Annotated in this window: 7 protein-coding genes; 5 read left to right on the top strand and 2 right to left on the bottom strand. The window is 73.7% G+C overall.

Features of this window, described 5'->3' with window-relative positions:
• Positions 1–5 precede the first annotated feature (5 nt).
• From ACTG9Q_RS05985 to ACTG9Q_RS05965, 5 genes are all read left to right on the top strand, one after another.
• Positions 6–701: a MerR family transcriptional regulator gene (locus tag ACTG9Q_RS05985; RefSeq protein WP_455572020.1), complete on the top strand. Its 696-nt coding sequence runs from the start codon at positions 6–8 to the stop codon at positions 699–701.
• 308 nt (positions 702–1,009) lie between these two features.
• Entirely contained in the window at positions 1,010–2,233 is a 1,224-nt protein-coding gene (locus ACTG9Q_RS05980) for a glycosyltransferase (protein WP_455571600.1), read from the top strand.
• A gap of 101 nt (positions 2,234–2,334) precedes the next feature.
• Positions 2,335–4,536 (top strand): RNA polymerase recycling motor ATPase HelR, encoded by a 2,202-nt coding sequence (gene helR / locus ACTG9Q_RS05975; RefSeq protein WP_455571599.1) that lies wholly within the window; start codon positions 2,335–2,337, stop codon positions 4,534–4,536.
• 234 nt (positions 4,537–4,770) lie between these two features.
• The gene (locus ACTG9Q_RS05970) at positions 4,771–7,701 is read left to right on the top strand and encodes a BTAD domain-containing putative transcriptional regulator (protein ID WP_455571598.1); all 2,931 of its coding nucleotides are present in this window, start codon (positions 4,771–4,773) and stop codon (positions 7,699–7,701) included.
• Positions 7,616–8,029 (top strand): tetratricopeptide repeat protein, encoded by a 414-nt coding sequence (locus tag ACTG9Q_RS05965; RefSeq protein ID WP_455572019.1) that lies wholly within the window; start codon positions 7,616–7,618, stop codon positions 8,027–8,029. Before ACTG9Q_RS05970 ends, ACTG9Q_RS05965 begins: the two co-directional genes overlap by 86 nt.
• A gap of 64 nt (positions 8,030–8,093) precedes the next feature.
• Here the strand turns inward: ACTG9Q_RS05965 and ACTG9Q_RS05960 are convergent, their stop codons facing one another.
• Positions 8,094–13,826, bottom strand: coding sequence for an RHS repeat-associated core domain-containing protein (locus ACTG9Q_RS05960; RefSeq protein WP_455571597.1), 5,733 nt, complete (start codon positions 13,824–13,826; stop codon positions 8,094–8,096).
• 165 nt (positions 13,827–13,991) lie between these two features.
• Positions 13,992–19,754 (bottom strand): RHS repeat-associated core domain-containing protein, encoded by a 5,763-nt coding sequence (locus ACTG9Q_RS05955; RefSeq protein ID WP_455571596.1) that lies wholly within the window; start codon positions 19,752–19,754, stop codon positions 13,992–13,994.
• Positions 19,755–19,787: the final 33 nt, after the last annotated feature.

The raw sequence follows: 19,787 nt of genomic DNA, 5'->3' as shown, positions 1-19,787 counted from the left end.
GCACGCTGCGGCCCGTCGACCTCGCCCGGGAACACCAGCTGTCCGCCCAGGCGATCCGCAACTACGAGGACGCGGGCGTCCTGCCGCCCGCCGAGCGCGGCGAGACCGGCTACCGGCGCTACACGCCCCGGCACGCACAGGCCCTGCGCGCCTTCCTCGCGCTGCGCCGCGGCCACGGGCACCAGCGGGCGGCGGAGATCATGCGCGCGACCAACGAGGGCGACCCCGAGTCCGCCTACCGGCTCATCGACGCCGCGCACGTCGGGCTGCTCGCCGAGCGCGGGACCCGCGCCGAGGTCGCGACGGCCCTCGGCGCCTTGTCCACCACGGCACCCCGGCCGGTCACCGCGCGAGCGCTGACCGTGGGCGAACTCGCGCGCAGGCTCGGCGTGCACCCGGCGACGCTGCGCGCCTGGGAGGCCGCGGGCATCCTGCGCCCCGAACGCGACCGGGCGACGGGCCACCGCGAATACGGGCCGGACGGCGTGCGCGACGCCGAGGTCGCCCGGCAGCTGCGCCGAGGCGGGTACCCGCTGCGCCGGGTCGCGCAATTCATCGGCTCGCTGCGCGAGGCGGGCGGACCGGACGCGCTGAGCGCCTTCCTCGACTCCTGGCAGGACCGCCTGACCACCCGCGGCCGCGACCTCCTCGCAGGCGCGGCCCAACTCGACGCCTACCTCACCCTGCGCGACCAGGCATAGCGGGGACGGCCCGCGACGCGAGCACGCGCGCAGTCACCGTCCGGCGGCCATCGACACCGCCGCCGCGACACCGGCCAGGACGCCGGGCTCGGGGACGTGCCGCTCACCTGCGCGCCCGAAACGCGCGCCGGTTCGGGTGCGCATGAGGTTCGGGGGGTTGTCCGTCTACAGCGGACGAATAGTGGAAAAGGGGAAGCACTTCCCTCCACTGTCAACTTATAGCGCACCGGGGGGCTTGTGGCAAGACCCCCGTTGTGCCGCAGAATCACCGGCCTCAGGCCAGTACCTGCGGAAATGGGAGTCGCGAAGTGCGCGTGTTGTTGTCGACGTATGGGTCACGCGGGGACGTCGAGCCGGTGGTCGGGCTGGCGGTGCGGTTGCGGGAACTGGGGGCCGAGGTGCGGGTGTGCGCGCCGCCGGACGAGGAGTTCGTGGAGCTGCTGGCCGGGGTCGGGGTGGCGCTGGTGCCGGTCTACGAGTCGGCGCGGGCGTTGACGGTCGCGGCGCCGCCGCCGTCGTCGCTGCCCGACCGGGCGGCCGCGGTGATCGCCAGCCAGTTCGAGGCGGTCACCGCGGCGGCGCGGGGGTGTGACGTGCTGGTGGCGACCGGCATGATGCCCGCCGCCGCGGGCGCGCTGTCGGTGGCCGAGAAGCTGGGCATCCGCTCGGTGTCGGTGACCTTCCAGCAGCTGACCCTGCCCTCGCCGCACCACCCGCCGCTGGCGTACCCGGGCAGGCCGCTCCCGCCGGGGGTGACCGACAACCGGGTGCTGTGGGACTTCGACGCCGAGAGCGTCCACGCGCTGTTCGGGGCGGCGCTCAACACCAACCGGGCCTCGGTCGGGCTGCCGCCGGTGGACAGCGTCCGCGACTACGTCATCGGCGCGCGGCCGTGGCTGGCGACGGACCCGGTCCTGGACCCGTGGCACGAGACGCCGGACCTCGACGTCGTGCAGACCGGCGCGTGGCTGCGGACCGACCCCCGCCCGCTCCCCGACGACCTGGGCGCGTTCCTCGACGCGGGCGCGCCGCCGGTGTACGTCGGCTTCGGCAGCATGCCCATGCACACCTCGGCCGACGCCGCGCGGGTCGCCATCGAGGCGGTCCGCGCGCAGGGCCACCGCGTGCTCCTGCGGCGCGGCTGGGCCGACCTGGCCCTGATCGACGACCGCGACGACTGCTTCGCCGTCGGCGAGGTCAACCAGCAGGCGCTGTTCGGCCGGGTGGCCGCCGTCGTGCACCACGGCGGCGCGGGCACCACGACGACGGCGACCCGGGCGGGCGCGCCGCAGGTGGTGGTGCCCCAGGGCGCGGACCAGCCGTACTGGGCGGGCCGGGTGGCGGAGCTGGGCATCGGCGCGGCGCACGAGGGCCCGACCCCGACGTTCGAGTCCCTCTCGGCCGCGCTCGGCACCGCCCTGGCCCCCGGGACCCGCGCCCGAGCGGCCGAGGTGGCGGGCGCGGTCCGCACCGACGGGACGACGGTGGCCGCGACGCTGCTGCTCGACGCGATCAGCCCGGAAAGGGCATGAGTGGGCTTGACAAAAGGGGGAGAATAAAAAATTGGCGTGCACTCCACAATTCAATGGAGAACCCGCCGTTCTAATATCAGATTAGCCACAGTGAGGGGCACGTGTCAACTCAGGGGTACGACGGGGAATTGCGGTCCGAGCGCGGTTACGTGGCCGGGCTCTACACGCGGCTCGACGCCAAGCGCGCGCGGCTGAAGGGGGCGCACACCGCGGCGCTGCGGGGAAACGGCGGCACCCCGATGGAACGCGACGCCGAGGTGCGCTCGCTGGCCAAGGAGGTGAAGCGGCTGGACGTGGCCGACAGCGGGCTGTGCTTCGGCAGGCTGGACACCGTCTCGGGCGAGCATTCCTATATCGGCCGGATCGGCCTTTTCGACGAGGAGGACGAGTACGAGCCGGTGTTGCTCGACTGGCGGGCGCCCGCGTCGCGCGCGTTCTACGTCGCCACCGCCGCGAACCCGGAGAACATGCGCAGGCGCCGCCAGTTCCACACGCGCGGGCGCCAGGTGCTCGACTTCACCGACGAGGTGCTCGGCCGCCCCGACGGCGAGGGGCGCGGGGACGCCGCCCTGCTCGCGGCGGTCAACGCCCCGCGCGGTGAGGGGATGCGCGACATCGTGGCGACGATCCAGGCCGAGCAGGACGAGATCATCCGGCTCGACCACCCGGGGGTGCTGGTCATCGAGGGCGGGCCGGGCACCGGGAAGACCGTGGTGGCGCTGCACCGCGTCGCGTACCTGCTCTACACCCAGCGGGAGCGGATGGAGCGCCACGGTGTGCTCGTGGTCGGGCCCAACCCGGCGTTCCTGGACCACATCGGCCGCGTCCTGCCGTCGCTGGGCGAGTCCGACGTGGTGTTCATGACTCCCGGCGACCTCGTGCCCGGCCTGCGCGCCACCGCCGAGGACCCGCCGCGGGCCGCGCGGGTCAAGGGCTCGCTGACGATGCTGGACGTGCTCGCCGCCGCGGTCGCCGACCGGCAGCGGCTGCCCGAGCAGCCGGTGCCGATCCAGCTGAAGGACGTCACGGTGCGGATCGACGCCGAGACCGCGCAGTGGGCAAGGGAGGAGGCGCGCGCGAGCGGGCGCCCGCACAACGAGGCGCGCGCGGTGTTCGCCGAGATCGTCACCTACGTGCTCACCGAGCGGGCGATAGGCAGGATCGGCCGGGGCTGGCTGACCCGGGACGACCGCGAGGCCTGGGAGGACCTGCGGGCGGACCTGCTCGGGGAACTCGCCGACGACGGGGAGTTCGCCGCCGCGCTCGACGACCTCTGGCCGATCCTGACGCCGGAGTCGCTGCTGGCGCCGCTGTACAGCTCCGCGGAGCGGCTGCGCGCGGCGGGCGCGGACCCGGCGCTGCTGCGCGCCGACGGCGAGGCGTGGACGGTGTCGGACGTGCCCCTGCTGGACGAGCTGGTCGACCTCCTGGGCAGCGACAAGACCGCCGACAAGGCCGTCGACGTGGCCGCCGAGCGGGAGCGGCGGGCCGAGGCCGAGTACGCCGCGGGCGTGATGGACCTCATGAAGCTCGACCGCGAGGAGATGGACGAGGACGTCATGCTGGCCGCCGAGAACCTGCTCTACGCCGAGGACCTGGCCGACCGCTTCGTCGAGCACGACACGCGCAGCCTGGTCGAGCGCGCCAGCGCCGACCGCGACTGGACCTACCGGCACGTCGTGGTGGACGAGGCCCAGGAACTGTCCGAAATGGACTGGCGGGTGCTGATGCGGCGCTGTCCCGGCCGGTCCTTCACGGTGGTCGGCGACCTCGCCCAGCGCCGCTCGGCGGCCGGGGCCACGTCGTGGGGCGCGATGCTGGAGCCCTACGTCCCCGGCCGCTGGGCCTACCGGTCGCTGACGGTGAACTACCGCACGCCCGCGGAGATCATGGCCGTCGCCGCCGCGCTGCTCGCCGAGTTCGCGCCCGGGGTCCAGCCGCCGGAGTCGGTCCGCGCGTGCGGCGTGCGGCCGTGGTCCAGGCAGGTCGCCGGGGACGGGGTGGCCGCCGCCGTCGCGGAGTTCGTCCGGGACGAGGCCCGCCGCGAGGGCACCAGTGTCGTGATCGGACCACCGGGGGTGCCGGGCGCCGTCCCGGCGTCGGAGACGAAGGGCCTGGAGTTCGACGCCGTCCTGGTCGTGGAGCCCGCGGACATCCTCGCCGACGGCCCGCGCGGCGCGGCCGAGCTCTACGTCGCCCTCACCCGCGCCACCCAGCGCCTCGGCGTCCTGCACCGGGGCCCGTTGCCGCGGGCGCTGACCGGGCTCGCCGAGGCCGGGACGCCCGCCCAGGCCGGGAAGTAGCCATCGCCGGTCGCGGACGGCCCCACCGCCCTGCCACCGGGCCGGACCCCCAGTCCCGCCCGGTGGCAAGGGGAAGCCTGGCGGCGCGAGCCCTCCCCCGGCCCGCGCCGACGTCCCCCACGCGAACATCCAAACCCAGCCGCCTACACAAACCTCCACACACGACCGGGGAATCGGACATAAAGGACTGTAGTCGTGCCGGTCGGGGTATCATCGCTCGACCAAGGGGGCTGGATGCGGTATCGGGTTCTGGGGCCGCTGGAGGTGGGTGGCGGCACGCCACTTCCCAACCGGCGCAAGCAGCGCCTCCTGCTGGCCCTCCTGTTGGTCAACGCCAACGCGGTGGTCCGCACCGGCACCCTCCTGGAAGCCTTGTGGGACGGCGACCGACCCGCGTCGGCGGGGGCGAACCTGCAGTCCTACGTCGCCGGCCTGCGCCAGGTCCTCGGCAGGGAGCGCCTGGAGACCCGGCGCGGCGGCTACCTGCTGCGGGTGGCCGAGGGCGAGCTGGACGCCGAGGTGTTCACCGGCCTGGTCGAGGCCGGGTCGCGGTTGCTCAAGGCGGGCGAGCCCGCGGCGGCCGCCGAGCGGCTGAGCGCGGCGCTGGAGCTGTGGCGCGGCCCGATCCTGGACGGCCTGCCGCTCGTCGGCGCGCTGCACAGCGAGGCGGGGCGCCTCGACGACCTGCGGGCGGACGCCTTCGAGGACCGCGTCGAGGCGCGCCTGGACCTGGGCGAGCACAGCGAAGCGGTGGTGGAGCTGCGGGCGCTCACCACCCGGCATCCGTTCCGGGAACGCCTCTGGGGCCAGCTGATGCTGGCGCTGTACCGCTGCGGCAGGCAGGACGAGGCGCTGGCCGCCTACCAGCGGATGCGCCGGGTGTTCGTCGACGAGCTGGGCATCGAGCCGGGCAGCGAGGCGCGGCGCACCCACCAGCGCATCCTCGCCGCCGATCCGACCCTGGAGCCGCGCCGAGGCCCGGTCCGGCCCCGGATGCTGCCCCCGGACGTGGCCCACCTGGTCGGCCGGGACGGCGAGCTGGACCTGCTCGACAGGGTGCTGTCCGGCACGGCCAGGACGAGCCTCGCGGCCGTCGTCGGCCCCGCCGGGGTCGGCAAGACCTCGCTGGCGACCCGGTGGGCCCACCGGGTCGCCGAGCGGTTCCCGGACGGCCAGCTGTTCCTGGACCTGCGGGGCAGCGACCCCGACTCGCCGATGAAGGTCGAGCAGGCGCTCACCCAGTGCCTGCGGGTGCTGGGCACGCCGGGCAGGCTGGTCCCGGTGACCGTGGACGAGCAGGTCGCGCTGTACCGCTCCCTGCTGGCGAACCGGAAGATGCTCGTGGTGCTCGACAACGCCGCGAGCGCCGAGCAGTGCAGGCCGCTGCTGCCCTCGGCGCCGGGCTGCGTGGCCATCGTCACCAGCCGCAGCGACCTGCGCGGCCTCACGGTGGTCAACGACGCCACGATGGTGCGCCTGGACGTGCTCGACCCGCGTGAGGCGCGCGCCCTGCTGGGGGAACTGCTGGGAGAACCGCTGGGAGAACCGCTGGGGGACCTGCCGGAGGAGCCGCTGGGGGACACGCCGCACACCGCCGTCGAGCCGGGCTCGGTGGACGAGCTGGCCCAGCTGTGCGGGTACCTGCCGCTCGCTCTGCGGATCGCGGCGGCGAACCTGGTGGGCGGCCAGCACGCCACGGTGTCCGACTACGTGACGGCGCTGCGCGAGGGCGACCGGATGACGGAGCTGGCGATCGAGGGCGACCCGGACACCGCCGTCCGCGCGACGTTCGACCTGTCCTACCGGGCGCTGGACCCGCGGACGCGGCGGATGTTCCGGCTGCTCGGCGCGGCGCCCGGCCTGGACTTCACCGTGTCCGCCGCCGCCGCGGCCAGTGGTGTCCCGGCGCGGCCCGCGCGGCGGCTGCTCGACCGCCTCGTGGCGGCGAACCTGGTGGCGCAGCGGGGGAACCGCTACCAGTTCCACGACCTGATCCGGGAGTTCGCCACCAGCCTGGCCCGCGAGGAGGACGGCCCGGCGGCCCGCCACGCCGCGGGTGCCGGGCTGCTCGCGCACTACCTGCGGACCGCCGACCGCGCGGTCGGGCTGCTGTACCCGGGGACCCGCAGGCTCGACCCGCTGCCCGCCGCCGACGAGCCCGCGGGTTCCCCGGTCGACGGCGAGGCCGCCGCCCTGCGGTGGCTGGAGCGGGAGAGCTGCAACCTGATGGAGGCCGTCAAGCGGGCGGCCGAGGTGCCCGAGCACCACGTCTACGCCTGGCAGCTCGCCGACGCGCTGCGCGGGTACTTCCAGGCGCAGGGCCACGCCTGCGACGGCCTGGCGATCTGCGACGCCGCGCAGGTGGCCGCGCGGAAGTCCGGCGACCACCTGGCCGAGGCGTCCGTGCTCGACCTGCGCGGCCTGATCCACTACAACCTCAGCGACTACACCCGCGCCATCGAGCAGCACACCCTGGCGCTGGAGGTCACCCGGCGCTCGGGGGACGCGGACGCCGAGGCGGACTGCCTGCACAACCTCGGCCGGGTCTACGCCCAGCTCGGCCTGCCGGGCCCGGCGCTGCGGTACCACGAGCAAGCGCTTGCGCTCAGCCGGGAGTCGGGCAACCGCGAGGCGGAGGCCCTGGCGCTCAACTACATCGGCGTCGCGCTGCTGTCCTTCGGCGAGGCCACCGCGGCCATCGCCTGGCACGAGCGGGCCCGCGAGCTCAGCAGGCGGATCGGGAACCGGTACACCCAGGCGCGGGCCATCAACGGGCTCGGCCTGTGCGCCTGGACCCTGGGCGACCTCGACGGCGCCGCGGCGTACCACCACGAGAGCCTGGACCTCTGCGTCGACCTCGGGCTACCGGCACGGCGAGGTCGTCGCCCTGGTCTGCCTGGCCGAGACCTACTGCGACGCGGGCCGCTTCGACGAGGCCGCCGCCTTCACCCAGGACGCGATCGCCAAGAGCGTGCGCCTCGGCGACCGCCGCGGCGAGGCCAGCGGCCTCGAACTCGCGGCCACCATCCGCAGGCGCAGGGGCGACGACGACGGCGCGGTCCAGGGCTACACCACGGCCCTGGACCTGGCCCGCCGCATCGGTTTCGGCTACGGCGAGACCTCGATCCTGATCGGCCTGGCCCAGGCCCACCTCGGCCGGGGTGAGCCGCACCTCGGGCGGGCGCACGTCGACCAGGCCCTCGCCAAGATCCAGAACACCGACATGCGCGTGCTGGAGGCCCAGGTGATGACCGTCCTGGCCCGGTGCCTGGCGGACCTGGGCGAGCCGGACCGGGCCGCGGACACCGCCGAGCAGGCGCTCACCCTGGCCCGCAAGGGAAACCAGCGACTGGTCGAGGCCCGCGCGCTGCGGGTGCTCAGCGACCTCCGCGATGGCGCCGGTTCGCACCGGCACCTCCCGCACCAGGACCGCGGGCCGGGAAACCCCCCGTCGGGCCGGTTCCCCACCGACCTGGCGCTCCACTCGCCCTGACCCCTCACGCACCTGGTCCGCGAACCCGGGGGTTCGCGGACCAGGTGCGTCCGAGCGGCAGGCCCTACTTCGGCGGCGGGTCCCCGAAATACCCGGACCACGCCTTTTCGTGGTTCAGGCCCGCGGGGACGTTCATCTGCGGTTTGGCCGTCAGGCCGCGGGTCTTGAGTCCCACCCCGAGGCCGAAGGACCACTTCCCGCTATCGCTGCGGCCGATGTCCAGGCCGACCGGCCCCAGGGGGATGGACAGCATGTCGCCCTGCCCCCCGAGGTCCTCGATGCTCCCCTGGGCGATCTTGAAGCCGACGCCCGCGGACAGCTCGGCCTCCGGGGCGATCCCGGCCTTGCCGCCCCCAGACCAGCCAATGCCCCGCGAGTCCTCGGCAATGCAGCCCTCGATACCCGCGCCCGCTCCCGCGTAGACACTGGCGCCGCCACACGCCGCGACCGTCCAGCCATCGGGCACCGACCGCAGGGCGTTGATCGCGGCCTGGGTGGCCAGCGCCCATTTCTGCAGGTCGGACAACTCCCGCTTCGGCTTCGTGGGCGGCGGGGTCGCCGCGATGCGCTTGTCCCGCTGCTCGCCTCTGGCCGCGATGCAGGAGATGTTGGCCTCGGGGGAGAACCCCGACCCGTTCCACTCGCACGGCTTGGGGGTGACCTGCCAGTCCTTCAGAATCCGGCACTCGCCGAGGAAGCAGCTCTGGACGGGCCTGGGCGCCCCCTTGGGGACCGGCCCGGTGAACGCCTTCTGCTTAGGCGGGGTCCAGGCGTTCCCACCGGCGGGCTCGGACCAGTCGACCGGCGGGTTGTAGGTGTCGGCCGGGCCGTCACCGTCCGGGTAGTCCCCGAAGCGGCACTCACCGTCCGGGCAGGAGTCCTTGATCAGGCCGGAGGGGTCGCTGAAGGTCGCGGGGTTGTTGTCGCTGTAGGCGTACCCGTTCAGCTGCTGCGGGGTCGACAGGTCCAGGATCGGGTCCACCGAGATGAACCGGCCCAGGTCCGGGTCGTACTCGCGGGCGCCGAGGTGGGTGAGGCCGGTGCTCGCGTCGGCGGTGGCGCCGAGGAAGCCGCGGTCCCCCGGCCACGCGGGCGCCGCGCCGCGCGGGCCGCCGAAGGGCAGCTGCCTGCGGCGGGTGACCTCGCGGGTGTCGGCGTCGACCGCCACCCGCGCGGTGCCCTGCCTGTCGTTGCCCAGCCAGGTGAGCGCGCCGCGGCCCTGGCGCATGGCGATGACCCTGCCGCCGTGCGAGTAGTACCGGGTCACGGTGGGCCCGCCGGTGGTCCCGACCCGGACCTCCTGGCCCGCCAGGTACAGGGTGGTGCCCGTGGGGTCCTTGCGGAGCAGGCGGTTGCCGTTGGCGTCGTAGATGAACGACGTCGTCTCCCCCGCCCGCGCCACCGACCCGAGCCGGCCCTCGGCGTTCCAGGTGAGCGTCTGGCCGCCCCGGTTCAGGGTCCGGCCCGCCGCGTCGTACTCGTAGTCCTCGACCGTGCTGGTGCCGTTGGCCGCGGTCGTGGTGACCGAGTTAAGGGCGTGCGCGTGGCCCGGCACGTCGTAGGCGAAGTCCTTAGTCACCGCGCCCGCGGCGGCGTGCCGGGTCTCGGTGAGCCGGTTGCCGGACTTGTCGTAGGTGTAGGAGTGCCAGTACGGGGCCGGTCCGGCCAGTCCCGCCACGGTCGGGTTCTCCTGGCAGCCGGTCCCGGCCGACCAGGTGCTCGCCGCCGGTGTCCACGCCTGGGTGGTCCTGCGCAGGTGGTCGTTGCGGAAGCACTGGACGTCGGCGGTCTGGTCGAGCGTGGTGTCGGCGATCGAGGTGACGTTGCCCGCGGGGTCGTAGGTGTAGTGGTTGTCGGCGACCATCGGGCTCGGGATCTCGGCGTCCACGATGGACCGCTTCAGCCGCCGGGTGTGGTCGTCGTAGTAGGAGGACAGCCACGCCCGCTTGGTGCCCGACCCGAGCTGGACGCGCTGCTGCTCGCCGTAGCGGGTGTGGTCGGTGGCCGAGGCGTACCGGACCGTCGTCCCCTCGTACCCGCCGGAGGTCGTGGTCGGGTGCCCGAGGTCGGTGTAGTCGTGGTTGACGGTCTCGTCGGGCAGTTCACCCGCGGCCGGGTACGACACCCCCGAGACGCTGCCGTCCGGGTCGTAGCTGGTGTGGGTGGTGTAGGTGTTCTCCAGCTGCCCCTGCTCGGCCGGGATGGTGACCGACTCGCCGGTGGGCAGGTAGAGCGGGGTGTAGCCGACCACGGAGGTGGTGTACGCCGCGGCGCCGACCCAGCGGGTGGCCGAGGCGGGCTGCCCCTTGCCCCAGCCGGCCGTGTCGTAGGCCCACGACGTCAGCTTGGGGCCGCCGACCTGGTCGGCGAACGTGCCGGTCGGGCGGCCGAGCGCGTCGTAGGCGGTCGCCACCGTCCTGCCCGAGGCGTCGCGGACGCTGGTGGGCAGGTCGCCGTTGTCGTAGGCCGTCGTCGTCACGCCCGTGTCGGGGTCGGTGGCGCTGGTGGCGCGGCCCCGCAGATCGTACTCGAAGCGCCAGGCGTTGCCCGAGGGGTCGGTGACGGAGGCGAGCTTGCCCGCGGGGGTGTAGGTGTAGCGGGTCACGTCGAAGGCGTCCGGGGCGCTGTGCTCGCGCAACTCGACCGTGCGCCCGCGGGCGTCGCCGAACCGCGTGGTGATGGTGCCGCCCGCGGGTGGCTCCACCCGCACCCAGTCGCCGCCGAACGTCGTGGTGGTGCGCCACTTCTCGTGGGCGCCGCCGAAGAACAGCGCGGCGGTCGGCCTGCCCGCGCCGTCGTACAGGGTCCGGCTGTGGGCCGCGACCTTCTCATCGGAGGCGGAGAGCAGGGCGGTGTCGACGGGGCTGTCGTTGAAGTACGGCTGGGTGGACTTCCAGGCCCTGCCGTGCGAGTCGTACTGCGTGTCGGTGATCAGCCGTCCCCCGCCCGCGGCGGGCGACTGGGTCTGGCGCGGGCGCAGCAGGCCGTCGAAGATCGCGGTCGAGACGATGTCGGTGCCGTTGGCGCCGATGCGCGTCGTGGTGACCGCCGAGGTGGCGTCGTCGCGGATCAGGTACGCCATCCGCACGCTGGCCCGGGTCGGGTGCTCGCTCTTCGGCCGGTTGGGCAGCCACACCGCGACCTTGCGGCCCAGCGGGTCGTACTCGACCTCGGTCCTGCGCCGGTTCGGGTCGCTGACGTGGGTGGCGACGCCCCAGGCGGGTTCCAGGGTGGTGGTCGTGACCAGGCCGGCCGGGACCGCCGCGGTCGGCGGGCTGGTGGCGACGGTCTTGGTGACCGGGCCGCCGGTCAGCGGGGTGTGGACGAGCGTGCTGGTGTGGCCGCGGGCGTCGGTCGTGGAGGTCGCCCGGCCGTGCACGTCATGGACGGCGGTGCCGGTGGTGGCGTAGACGGGCTCGGTGGTGGTCCACTCCGAGGCGACCTCGGTCTTGGTCGCGTTGCCCGCGGCGTCGTAGGTGTAGCGGTTCGCCGAGACGGCGTGGCGGGGGAACTCGGCGGGCTCGCCGCAGCGGACCGAGACGGTCTTCACCGTGGCGGGCAGGTTCGCCACCAGGTGGTCGGGGACGTAGGCGGTCGTGGTGCACAGGTCGTCGTCGGCGGTCGCCACGTCGCCGAGGTCGTCGACCCGGTCGGGCAGGCCGCGGGTGTCGTAGCGGGTGTCGGTGCGGGTCTGCCGCCAGCCACCGGAGGCCAGCGCCGTGTACTGGCGCGTGCTGCCGGTCCGGACCCGGTAGGACTTGATGGTTCCGCGGGTGGCCGTCGGGCCCTCCCACACCGGGTCGCTGATCCTCTTGGCCACCCTGGGCGGGTCGGGCAGGTCGGATGGCCCTTCGCGCTCGAAGGTCGCGTTCTCGAAGGCGAAGCCGCGCAGCCAGTCCAAGTCGGCGCGGGAACCGCCCTCGGTGTCGGTGACCGTCGCCGGGCGGGTGCCCGAGGACAGGCGGTCGCCGTCCATGCCGCGGTGGTAGCGGGTCTCGGTCATCGTGACGGGACCGGAGAGAGTGTCCGCCGTACCGGTGCGGACCCGCACCCGGCCGAAGCCGCGGAACTCGTTCCACGTCCGCTTGTCGTCCTTGGTGAACTCCGAGGTGTCCCAGTGCCAGGCGGCGCCGTCGAGGTACTCGTAGCGGGTCTCCACGGCCGGGTTGGTGGCGATCCGGTCGGTCTGGACCACGACGCTGACCACGTACTTGTGGAAGTGGTCGGTGCGCTCCTCGTGGTTCTTCTTCGCCCACCGGACCGGGTAGCACCGCAGGGTGTTGGTCTCCGCGGTGGCGGGCATCGGACCGCCGTGGCGGCACTGGGACTCGTAGGTGACCGCGGTGACGCCGCCGCTCTCGGAGACGACGCCGGTGACCCGGTACCGGTTCAGCGGCGCGATGCCGTCGGCGGCGCTGTCCACCCGGTTCGGCATCGCGTGGCCCTCGAAGGTCACGGCGGGCAGGGCGGCGGCGGCGCCGACGAGCCCGGTGTGGGTGACGGACTTGAGCCACAGCGCGGCCTTCTCGCCCTCACCGGTGGCGACGTCGCCGTCGCCGGGGTCGGGGAACAGGTGCTCCAGGGTCCAGCGGTCCACTGGCACGTGCCCGGTGCCGCGCCAGACCTCGGTGGTGATCGAGGCCAGGCGCCTGGTCGACCAGAACGTCGGCGCGTGCTTGCCGGGGCAGGTCGCGGCGGCGCACTTGCTGCTCCACGGCACGTCCGGCCAGTTGTTCGGCTTGGCCTCGACGCACTCGCTGCCCGGCACGCACCGCTCGGCGGTGGTGAACACGACCCGGCCGGTGGCGGGGGCGGTGCTGTCCTCGCGCAGGCCGTACTCGGCCCGCAGCAGCGTGCCGCCGCGGATGTAGGGCACTGCGGTGGCGGCGAGGTTCCTGCCGTAGGAGTTGGTCTCGGTGTCGTAGAAGTAGCGGATCACGTTGCCGTTGCGGTCGACGACCTTGTCCAGGTTCCACCGCCACGCCTGCGCGCAGTGGGATTCGGCGAAGGTCGTCTTGTGGCACGGCTCGAGCTCGTCGTCGCCGAAGACCGGCACGGTCCACGTGGACTTCGCCTCCGGGCTGCTGCCGAAGTGGTACCGCGTGCCGTCGAGGGTGGTGATGACCCAGCGCTCGCCGTTGTCGTCGCCGTTGCCCGCGTTCTCGAACCGCTCGACGCGGGAGCCGTCGTCGCCGCGCGGGCGCCACACCCCGGTGGCGTCGTCGCGCACGAGCGTCCCGCCCTGGCCCCCGTAGGCCGCCGTGGCGTTGTCCGAGCGCCAGCACAGGTCGCCGGTCTTCGGCGGCGTGGTGCCGCCCCCGGTGTCGTCGGCGCACCCGCCGTAGGCGCGCTCGATGAAGCCCGGCGACAGGTCCCACCCGTCGCCGACCCAGGACGGCTGGTTGTTCGTCGCGCTGGTCCGACCGTCCACTGAGGACGACGAGTAGGACAGCGCGAACCTGGGCTCCAGCCCGCCCGGCGCGGGCGGCACCCGCAGCGGGTAGGACCAGGTGAAGTCGCCGGTGTGCTGGGCGACGTCCCAGCTGGCCGACGGGGACAGCGGCGTCGCCGTCGGCAGTCCGGTGCCGTCCAGGTCGGCCCCGGCGCCCTGGTTGCCCGAGAGCGCTTTGCCGCTGGCGTCATCCGCCGCTCGGCCCTGCATCGACTGCTGGCCGACCGCCACGGAGGGCGTCACGGGCAGCGGCACCGACGGCCCGCCGTCCACCGCCGCAGCGGGCGGCGGCGCCACCGTCTGGGCGAGCGAGGCGGCGAGCACCGCGCCCAACGTCAGCGTCACACCCCTGACCAACCGGGCTCTTACGCGACCACGCACCAAGTCCTCCTCTAAGGACACGACAGAACAGGCAGTACAGATCCGGGACCCCGATGACGCGTCCCCGTGGAGCGCGGGGGGCGGCGCTCCACGGGGACGCCGCTCACGCGGCGGGCACCGGCGGGTCGGTCAGTCGAGCCAAGACCTGGCCGTCCAGATCGCCAGGTTCACCGTCGAGGTGCGGTGCCCGGCGACCCAGGCGCCTGCGTCCCAGATCGCGCCGGTGACGTGGGGGTTGGAGAACGGGTTGCCCGGGTTCTGCGGCAGGCGGCCGCTCTTGGCGCTCTCGTACCCGGCGGTGACGGCGGAGGAGTTGCCCGCCCCCACGCCGACGCCCGCCGAGCCGGACCATTTGCCGTCGGTGCTCCGGGCGATCTCGACGCCGCCGCGCTTGCCGATGTCGGTTGCCCACCAGTACCCCTCGCCGCCGAGGTCCTCGATGCTGCCCTCGGCGACCTTGAACCCGACGTCGGCGCCGACCGCACTGCCGATGGAGTTGCCCGCACCCGCCTTCTCGGCGGTCGACCAGCCCATGCCGTGCCGGTCGACGGCGAGGCAGGCCTCGTAGCCGGGCGCGGCCAGCATGTACTGGAGCGAGCCGCCTGCGCACACGGCGATGGTGACCTCCGACTCCTTCGGCTTCGGGATGGGCGGCCCCGACTTCATCTGCGGCGGGGTCTTGACCGCCGGGGCCGGGGCCTGCTTGCGCTGCGGCGACGTGCCGCACGCCCCCGGGCGGCGCTCACAGCTCTTGATCAGGTCGTTCCACGCCTTCATGCCCTGGCAGCTGTTCGTCCCGCACCAGGACGGCTTGGGCGGCAGGAACGGCTTGGCCGACTTGGTGGGCTTGCCGGTGTAGCGCTGGCCGGGGCACACGTACGGCACGCCGCACCCGCCGGACCTGCCTGATGACTGGCCCGCCGAGGGCTGGCCCGCGGGCTTGCGACCGACCTGGCAGTCGCCGTCGGGGCACATCGCGTGGATGAGCCCGCTCGGGTCGCTGTAGGTCACCGGGCTGTTGGCGCTGTAGGCGTAGCCGTTGAGCTGCTGCGGGTCGGACAGGTCCATGATCGGGTCGGCCGAGGCGAACCGGCCGATGGCCGGGTCGTACTCGCGCGCGCCCAGGTGGGTCAGCCCGGAGGTCTTGTCCTGGGCTCCGCCGACGAAGCCGCGCTCCCCCGGCCAGGCGGCCTCGGCCCCGCGCGGCCCGCCGAACGGGAGCTGGCGGCGGCGGGTGACCTGCTGGGTGTCGGAGTCGATGGCGAGCTGGGCGGTGCTCTGGTGGTCGGCCGCCAGCCAGGTCAGCGGGCCCGTGCCCTGGCGCATCGCCACGATCCGGCCGCTGTGTCCGTAGTACCGCGTCGCGGTCGGGTTGCCACCCGCCTTGGCCACGCGCAGTTCCTGCTTGCCCAGGTACAGCGTCGTCGCGGCCGGGTCCTTGCGCAGCAGGCGGTTGCCGTCGGCGTCGTAGATGAACGACGTGGTCGCAGCCCCGACCTTGACCGCGGCCAGCCTGCCCTCGGCGTCCCAGGTGAGCTCCTGCCCTGGCCGGACCGAGGTCTGGCCGGAGGGCAGGTACGCGTAGGACTCGGTGGTGTCGCCCTGCGGGGTCCTGGTGGTGACCGAGCCGACCGCGTGGGCGTGCCCGGCGACGTCGTGGGCGAACTCGCGCACGACGTCGCCGCCCGCCGCGTGCCGGGTCTCCTTGGCGCGGTTGCCCGAGTCGTCATAAGTGTAGGAGTGCCAGTACGGCGCGGGACCGGCCAGTGCGGCCGAGGGCGCGGAGCGGCAGCCCTCGGTCTCCGACCAGTCGCCCTGGGCGGGCGTCCACGCCTCGGTGAGGCGGCGCTGCTGGTCGACGCGGAAGCACTGGACGTCGGCGGGCAGGTCGGCCGGGGTGTCGGCCACCGAGGTGATGTTGCCCGCCGCGTCCCGGGTGTAGCGCACGTCCGCCTGCATCGGCTTGGGCAGCTCGGCGTCCACGATGGCCCGCTTGAGCCGCCGGGTGTCGCTCTCGTAGTAGTACGACAGCCACGCGCGCTTGGTGCCCGATCCCAGCTCGACGCGCTGGACCTCGCCGAACTTGGTGTAGCTCATCGCCTGGACGTGCCGGTGGGTCACCCCGTTGTAGGCGCCCGAGCTGGTGTTGGGCATCCCCAGGTCGTGGTAGTCGTAGTTGACCGTCTCCTCGGGCAGTTCCCCGCCCGCGGGGTAGGTCTCCCCCGACAGGCTGCCGTCGGGGTCGTAGCCGCGGAACGTCTCGTACGTCCCCGCGAGCAGGCCCTCGGCCTCGGGGATCGTCACCGACTGCTGCGTCGGCTGGTAGAGCGCGGTGTAGCCGTGCACCGCCGACCGGTACGGCGTGTCGCCGACCCAGCGGGTGCTCGTCGCGGCCTTGCCCTTGCCCCGGGTGACGGTGTCGTAGGTCCACTCCGCGAGCTTCGCCCCGGTGACGGAGTCCCGGAAGGACCCGGTGCGGCGGCCCAGGGCGTCGTAGGCGTGGGCGATGGTGCTCCCGCGGGCGTCGGTGAAGGTGCTGATCCGGTCGAGCGCGTCGTAGGTCGTCGTGGCGCGGCCGGTGTCCGGGTCCTCCGCGGTGGTGCGCCTGCCGAGCAGGTCGTAGCCGTAGCGCCAGAGCGCCCCCATCGGGTCGGTGACGGTCTCCAGCTGACCCGCCTTGGTGTAGGTGTACCGCGTGGCGAGGAAGGACTCCGAGGGCTGCGGGGTGTTGTGCTTGCGCAGTTCGACGACCTGCCCGCGGGCGTTGGTGATCGTCGTCGTCGGGGTCCCGCCCGCGACCGGGGTCACGTGCACCCGGTCGCCCTCGTGGGCGGTGGTGGCGCGCCACTTCTCGTGCGCACCGCTGAAGTACACCGACGCGGTGGCCCGCCCGGCGCCGTCGAACAGGGTGCGGGAGTGGGCCGGGATGCCGGTGTCGGCGACCTGCGACAGCGTCGTGTCCACGGGCGCGTCGTTGAAGTACGGCTGGGTCGTCTTCCACGCCCGCCCGTGCGAGTCGTAGTGCGTGTCGGTGATGAGCCTGCCGCCGCCGAAGGCGGGCGACTGGGTCTGGCGGCCGCGCAGCAGGCCGTCGAACAGGGCCGTGCTGGTGATCTCGGTTCCGTTGGGGCCGATGCGCGTGGTGGTCACCGCCGACAGGTCTTCCTTGCGCACCAGGTGCGTCGTGGCCACGCTCGGCTTGGGGTTCTCGCTGCGGGGCCGGTTGGGCAGCCAGAGCTTGACCTGCCTGCCGAGCGGGTCGTGGACGGTCTCGGTCTTGCGCGTGTTGGGGTCGTTGACCAGCACCGGCAGGCCCCACGCGGGCTCGATGGTCGTGGTGGTGACCAGGCCCGCGGGGACGGCGGCGGTGCCGGGGGTGGTGACGGCCGTCTTGGTCAGCGGCCCACCCGTCTCGGGCGTGTACGCGGTCTTGGTGGTGTTGTTCAGCGCGTCGGTGGTCGAGGTCGGGCGGCCGTGCGCGTCGTAGCCAACGGTCGAGGTGACGGAGTAGGCGGGGTCGGCGCCCGTCCACTCGTGCGCGACCTCGGTCTTGGTGGCGTTGCCGTTGGCGTCGTAGCTGGTGCGCGCCGCGGAGACGGCGTCCCCCGGGAACTGCGGCGTCTCTCCACAGTGGACGCTCACCGTCCGCTCGGTGGCGGGCAGGTCGATCAGCCACTTGGTGGTGTCACGGGCGTAGGTGGTGCTGACGCACTGGTCGTCCGCCGCGGTGGCGGTGTCGCCCCGGTCGTCGACGCGGTACGGCAGGCCGTACTCGTCGTAGGAGGTCGTGCTCGCCGTGGTGCGCCACCCGCCCGCCACCGCCGTGTACGAGCGGGTCGTCCCGGAGCGCACGATGTGGGACTTGAACGCGCCCCGGGTCGCGGTCGGGCCCTGCACCACCGGTTCGCTGATGGTCTTGGCGATCCGCGGCGGGTCGGGCTGGTCGGAGGGGCCCTCGCGCTCGAAGGTGGCCGACTCGAAGGAGAAGCCTGCCAGCCAGTCGGAGTCGGCGCGGACGCCGCCCTCGGTGTCGGTGACCGACGCCGGGCGCGTGCCGGTGGGCTGCCGGTCCCCGTCCATGCCGCGGTAATAGCGCGTCTCGGTCATGGTGACCGGTCCGGCGGCGTCACCCGGCGCGCCGACGCGCACCCGGACCCGGCCGAACCCGCGGAACTCCGTCCACGACCTCTTGTCGTCCGGGGTGAACTCGCCGTTGTCCCAGTGCCACGCCGCGCCGTCGAGGTACTCGTAGCGCGTCTCCTGCGCGCGGCTGCTCGACGTGCGGTCGTTCTGGATGACGGAGGTGACGACGTACTTGTGGAAGTGGTCGGTGCGCTCGGCGTAGTTGGGCTTGGCCCAGCGCACGGGGAAGCAGCGCAGCGTGTTGGTGTGGGCGTCGGCGGGCATCGGGCCGCCCGGTGCGCACTCGCTGCCGTAGGCGACCACGGTGACGCCGCCCGCCTCGGAAACCACGGCGGTGACCCGGAACCGGTTGATGGGCGAGAGCCCGTCGGCCACGGTGTCGACCCGGTTGGGCAGCGCGGTGCCCTCGAAGGTCACCGGGGGCAGGTCCACGGCGCCGCCGACCAGGCCGGTGTGGGTGATGCCCTTCAGCCAGAGCGATGCCTTCTCACCGGTGCCCGGGTCCGGGTACTGGTGGTCGAGGGTCCACCGGTCGACCGCGGCGTGCGCGGTGCCGCGCCAGACCTCGGTGGTGACCGAGGCCAGCCGCTTGGTGTTCCAGAACGTCGGCGAGTACTGGTCCGGGCAGGTCGCCGCGTCGCACTTCGCCTTCCACGGCACGTCCGGCCAGTTGTCGGGGCTCGCGGAAGTGCACGCGCTGCCCGGGACGCAGCGGTCGGCGGGGGTGAACACCACGCGGGCCGCCGGGGTGGTGACACCCGCGCGCAGGCCGTAGTCGATGCGGGCCAGGCGCCCGCCGCGCACGTAGGAGACCGCGGTGTCCTTGAGGTTCATCCCGTAGGAGTTGGTCTCGGTCTCGTAGTAGTAGCGCACGACGTTGCCCGACGGGTCGACGACCTTGTCCAGGTTCCAGCGCCATGCCTGCGCGCAGTGGGACGCGGCGAACGAGGCCGCGTTGCACGGTTCGTTCGCGTCGTCGCCGAACACCGGGACGGTCCAGGTCGACTTGGCGTCGGCCGCCGAGCCGAACCAGTACTGGGTGCCGTCGAGGCCGGTGATGACCCAGTGCTCGCCGTTGTCGTCGCCGTTGCCCGCGTGGAGTTCGCGCTTGATCCGCGAGCCGTCGTCGTCGCGGGGCCGCCAGGCGCCGGTGGCGTCGTCGCGCACCAGCATCCCGCCGCCGCCCGCGTACACCGCGGTCGCGTTGTCCGAGCGCCAGCACAGGTCACCGGTCTGCGGCGCGACCGTGCCGCCGCCCTTGTCCTGCGCGCACCCGCCGTAGGTGCGCTCGATGAACCCCGGGGACAGGTCCCAGCCCTCGCCCACCCAGGACGCCTGATTGTTGGTCGCGCTCGTGCGGCCGTCGACAGAGGACGAGCGGTAGGACAGCGCCAGGTCCGGCTCCAGCCCGCCGGGGACCGGCGGCACGCGCAGCGGGTAGGACCAGGTGAAGTCGCCGGTGTGCGTGGCGACGTCCCAGGTGGCCGACGGCGAGAGTGGCTGGACATTGGCCAGGCCCGCGCCGTCCTTCTCCGCGACCGCGCCCTGGTTGCCCTGCAAGGCGAGGCGGGACGCGTCGTCCGGCGCCCGCGCGCTCATCGACACGCCGGTCACCGGCGTGGAGGCGACGGGGGGCAGTTCCACCGACGGCCCTCCCGCCGCGCTCGCCACGGGCAGGGCGACGGCCTGTGCGAGCGACGCGGTCAGCACGCCGACCACGCAGGCGATCACGGCACGACGGAGCCGCATTTTCCCTCCAGGTTCACGGTGACACCACGAAAT

This window comes from Actinokineospora lacus (genome assembly GCF_053813445.1).
The sequence above is the reverse complement of the archived record's forward strand: the minus strand, read 5'-3'. Positions and strand labels throughout refer to the sequence as shown.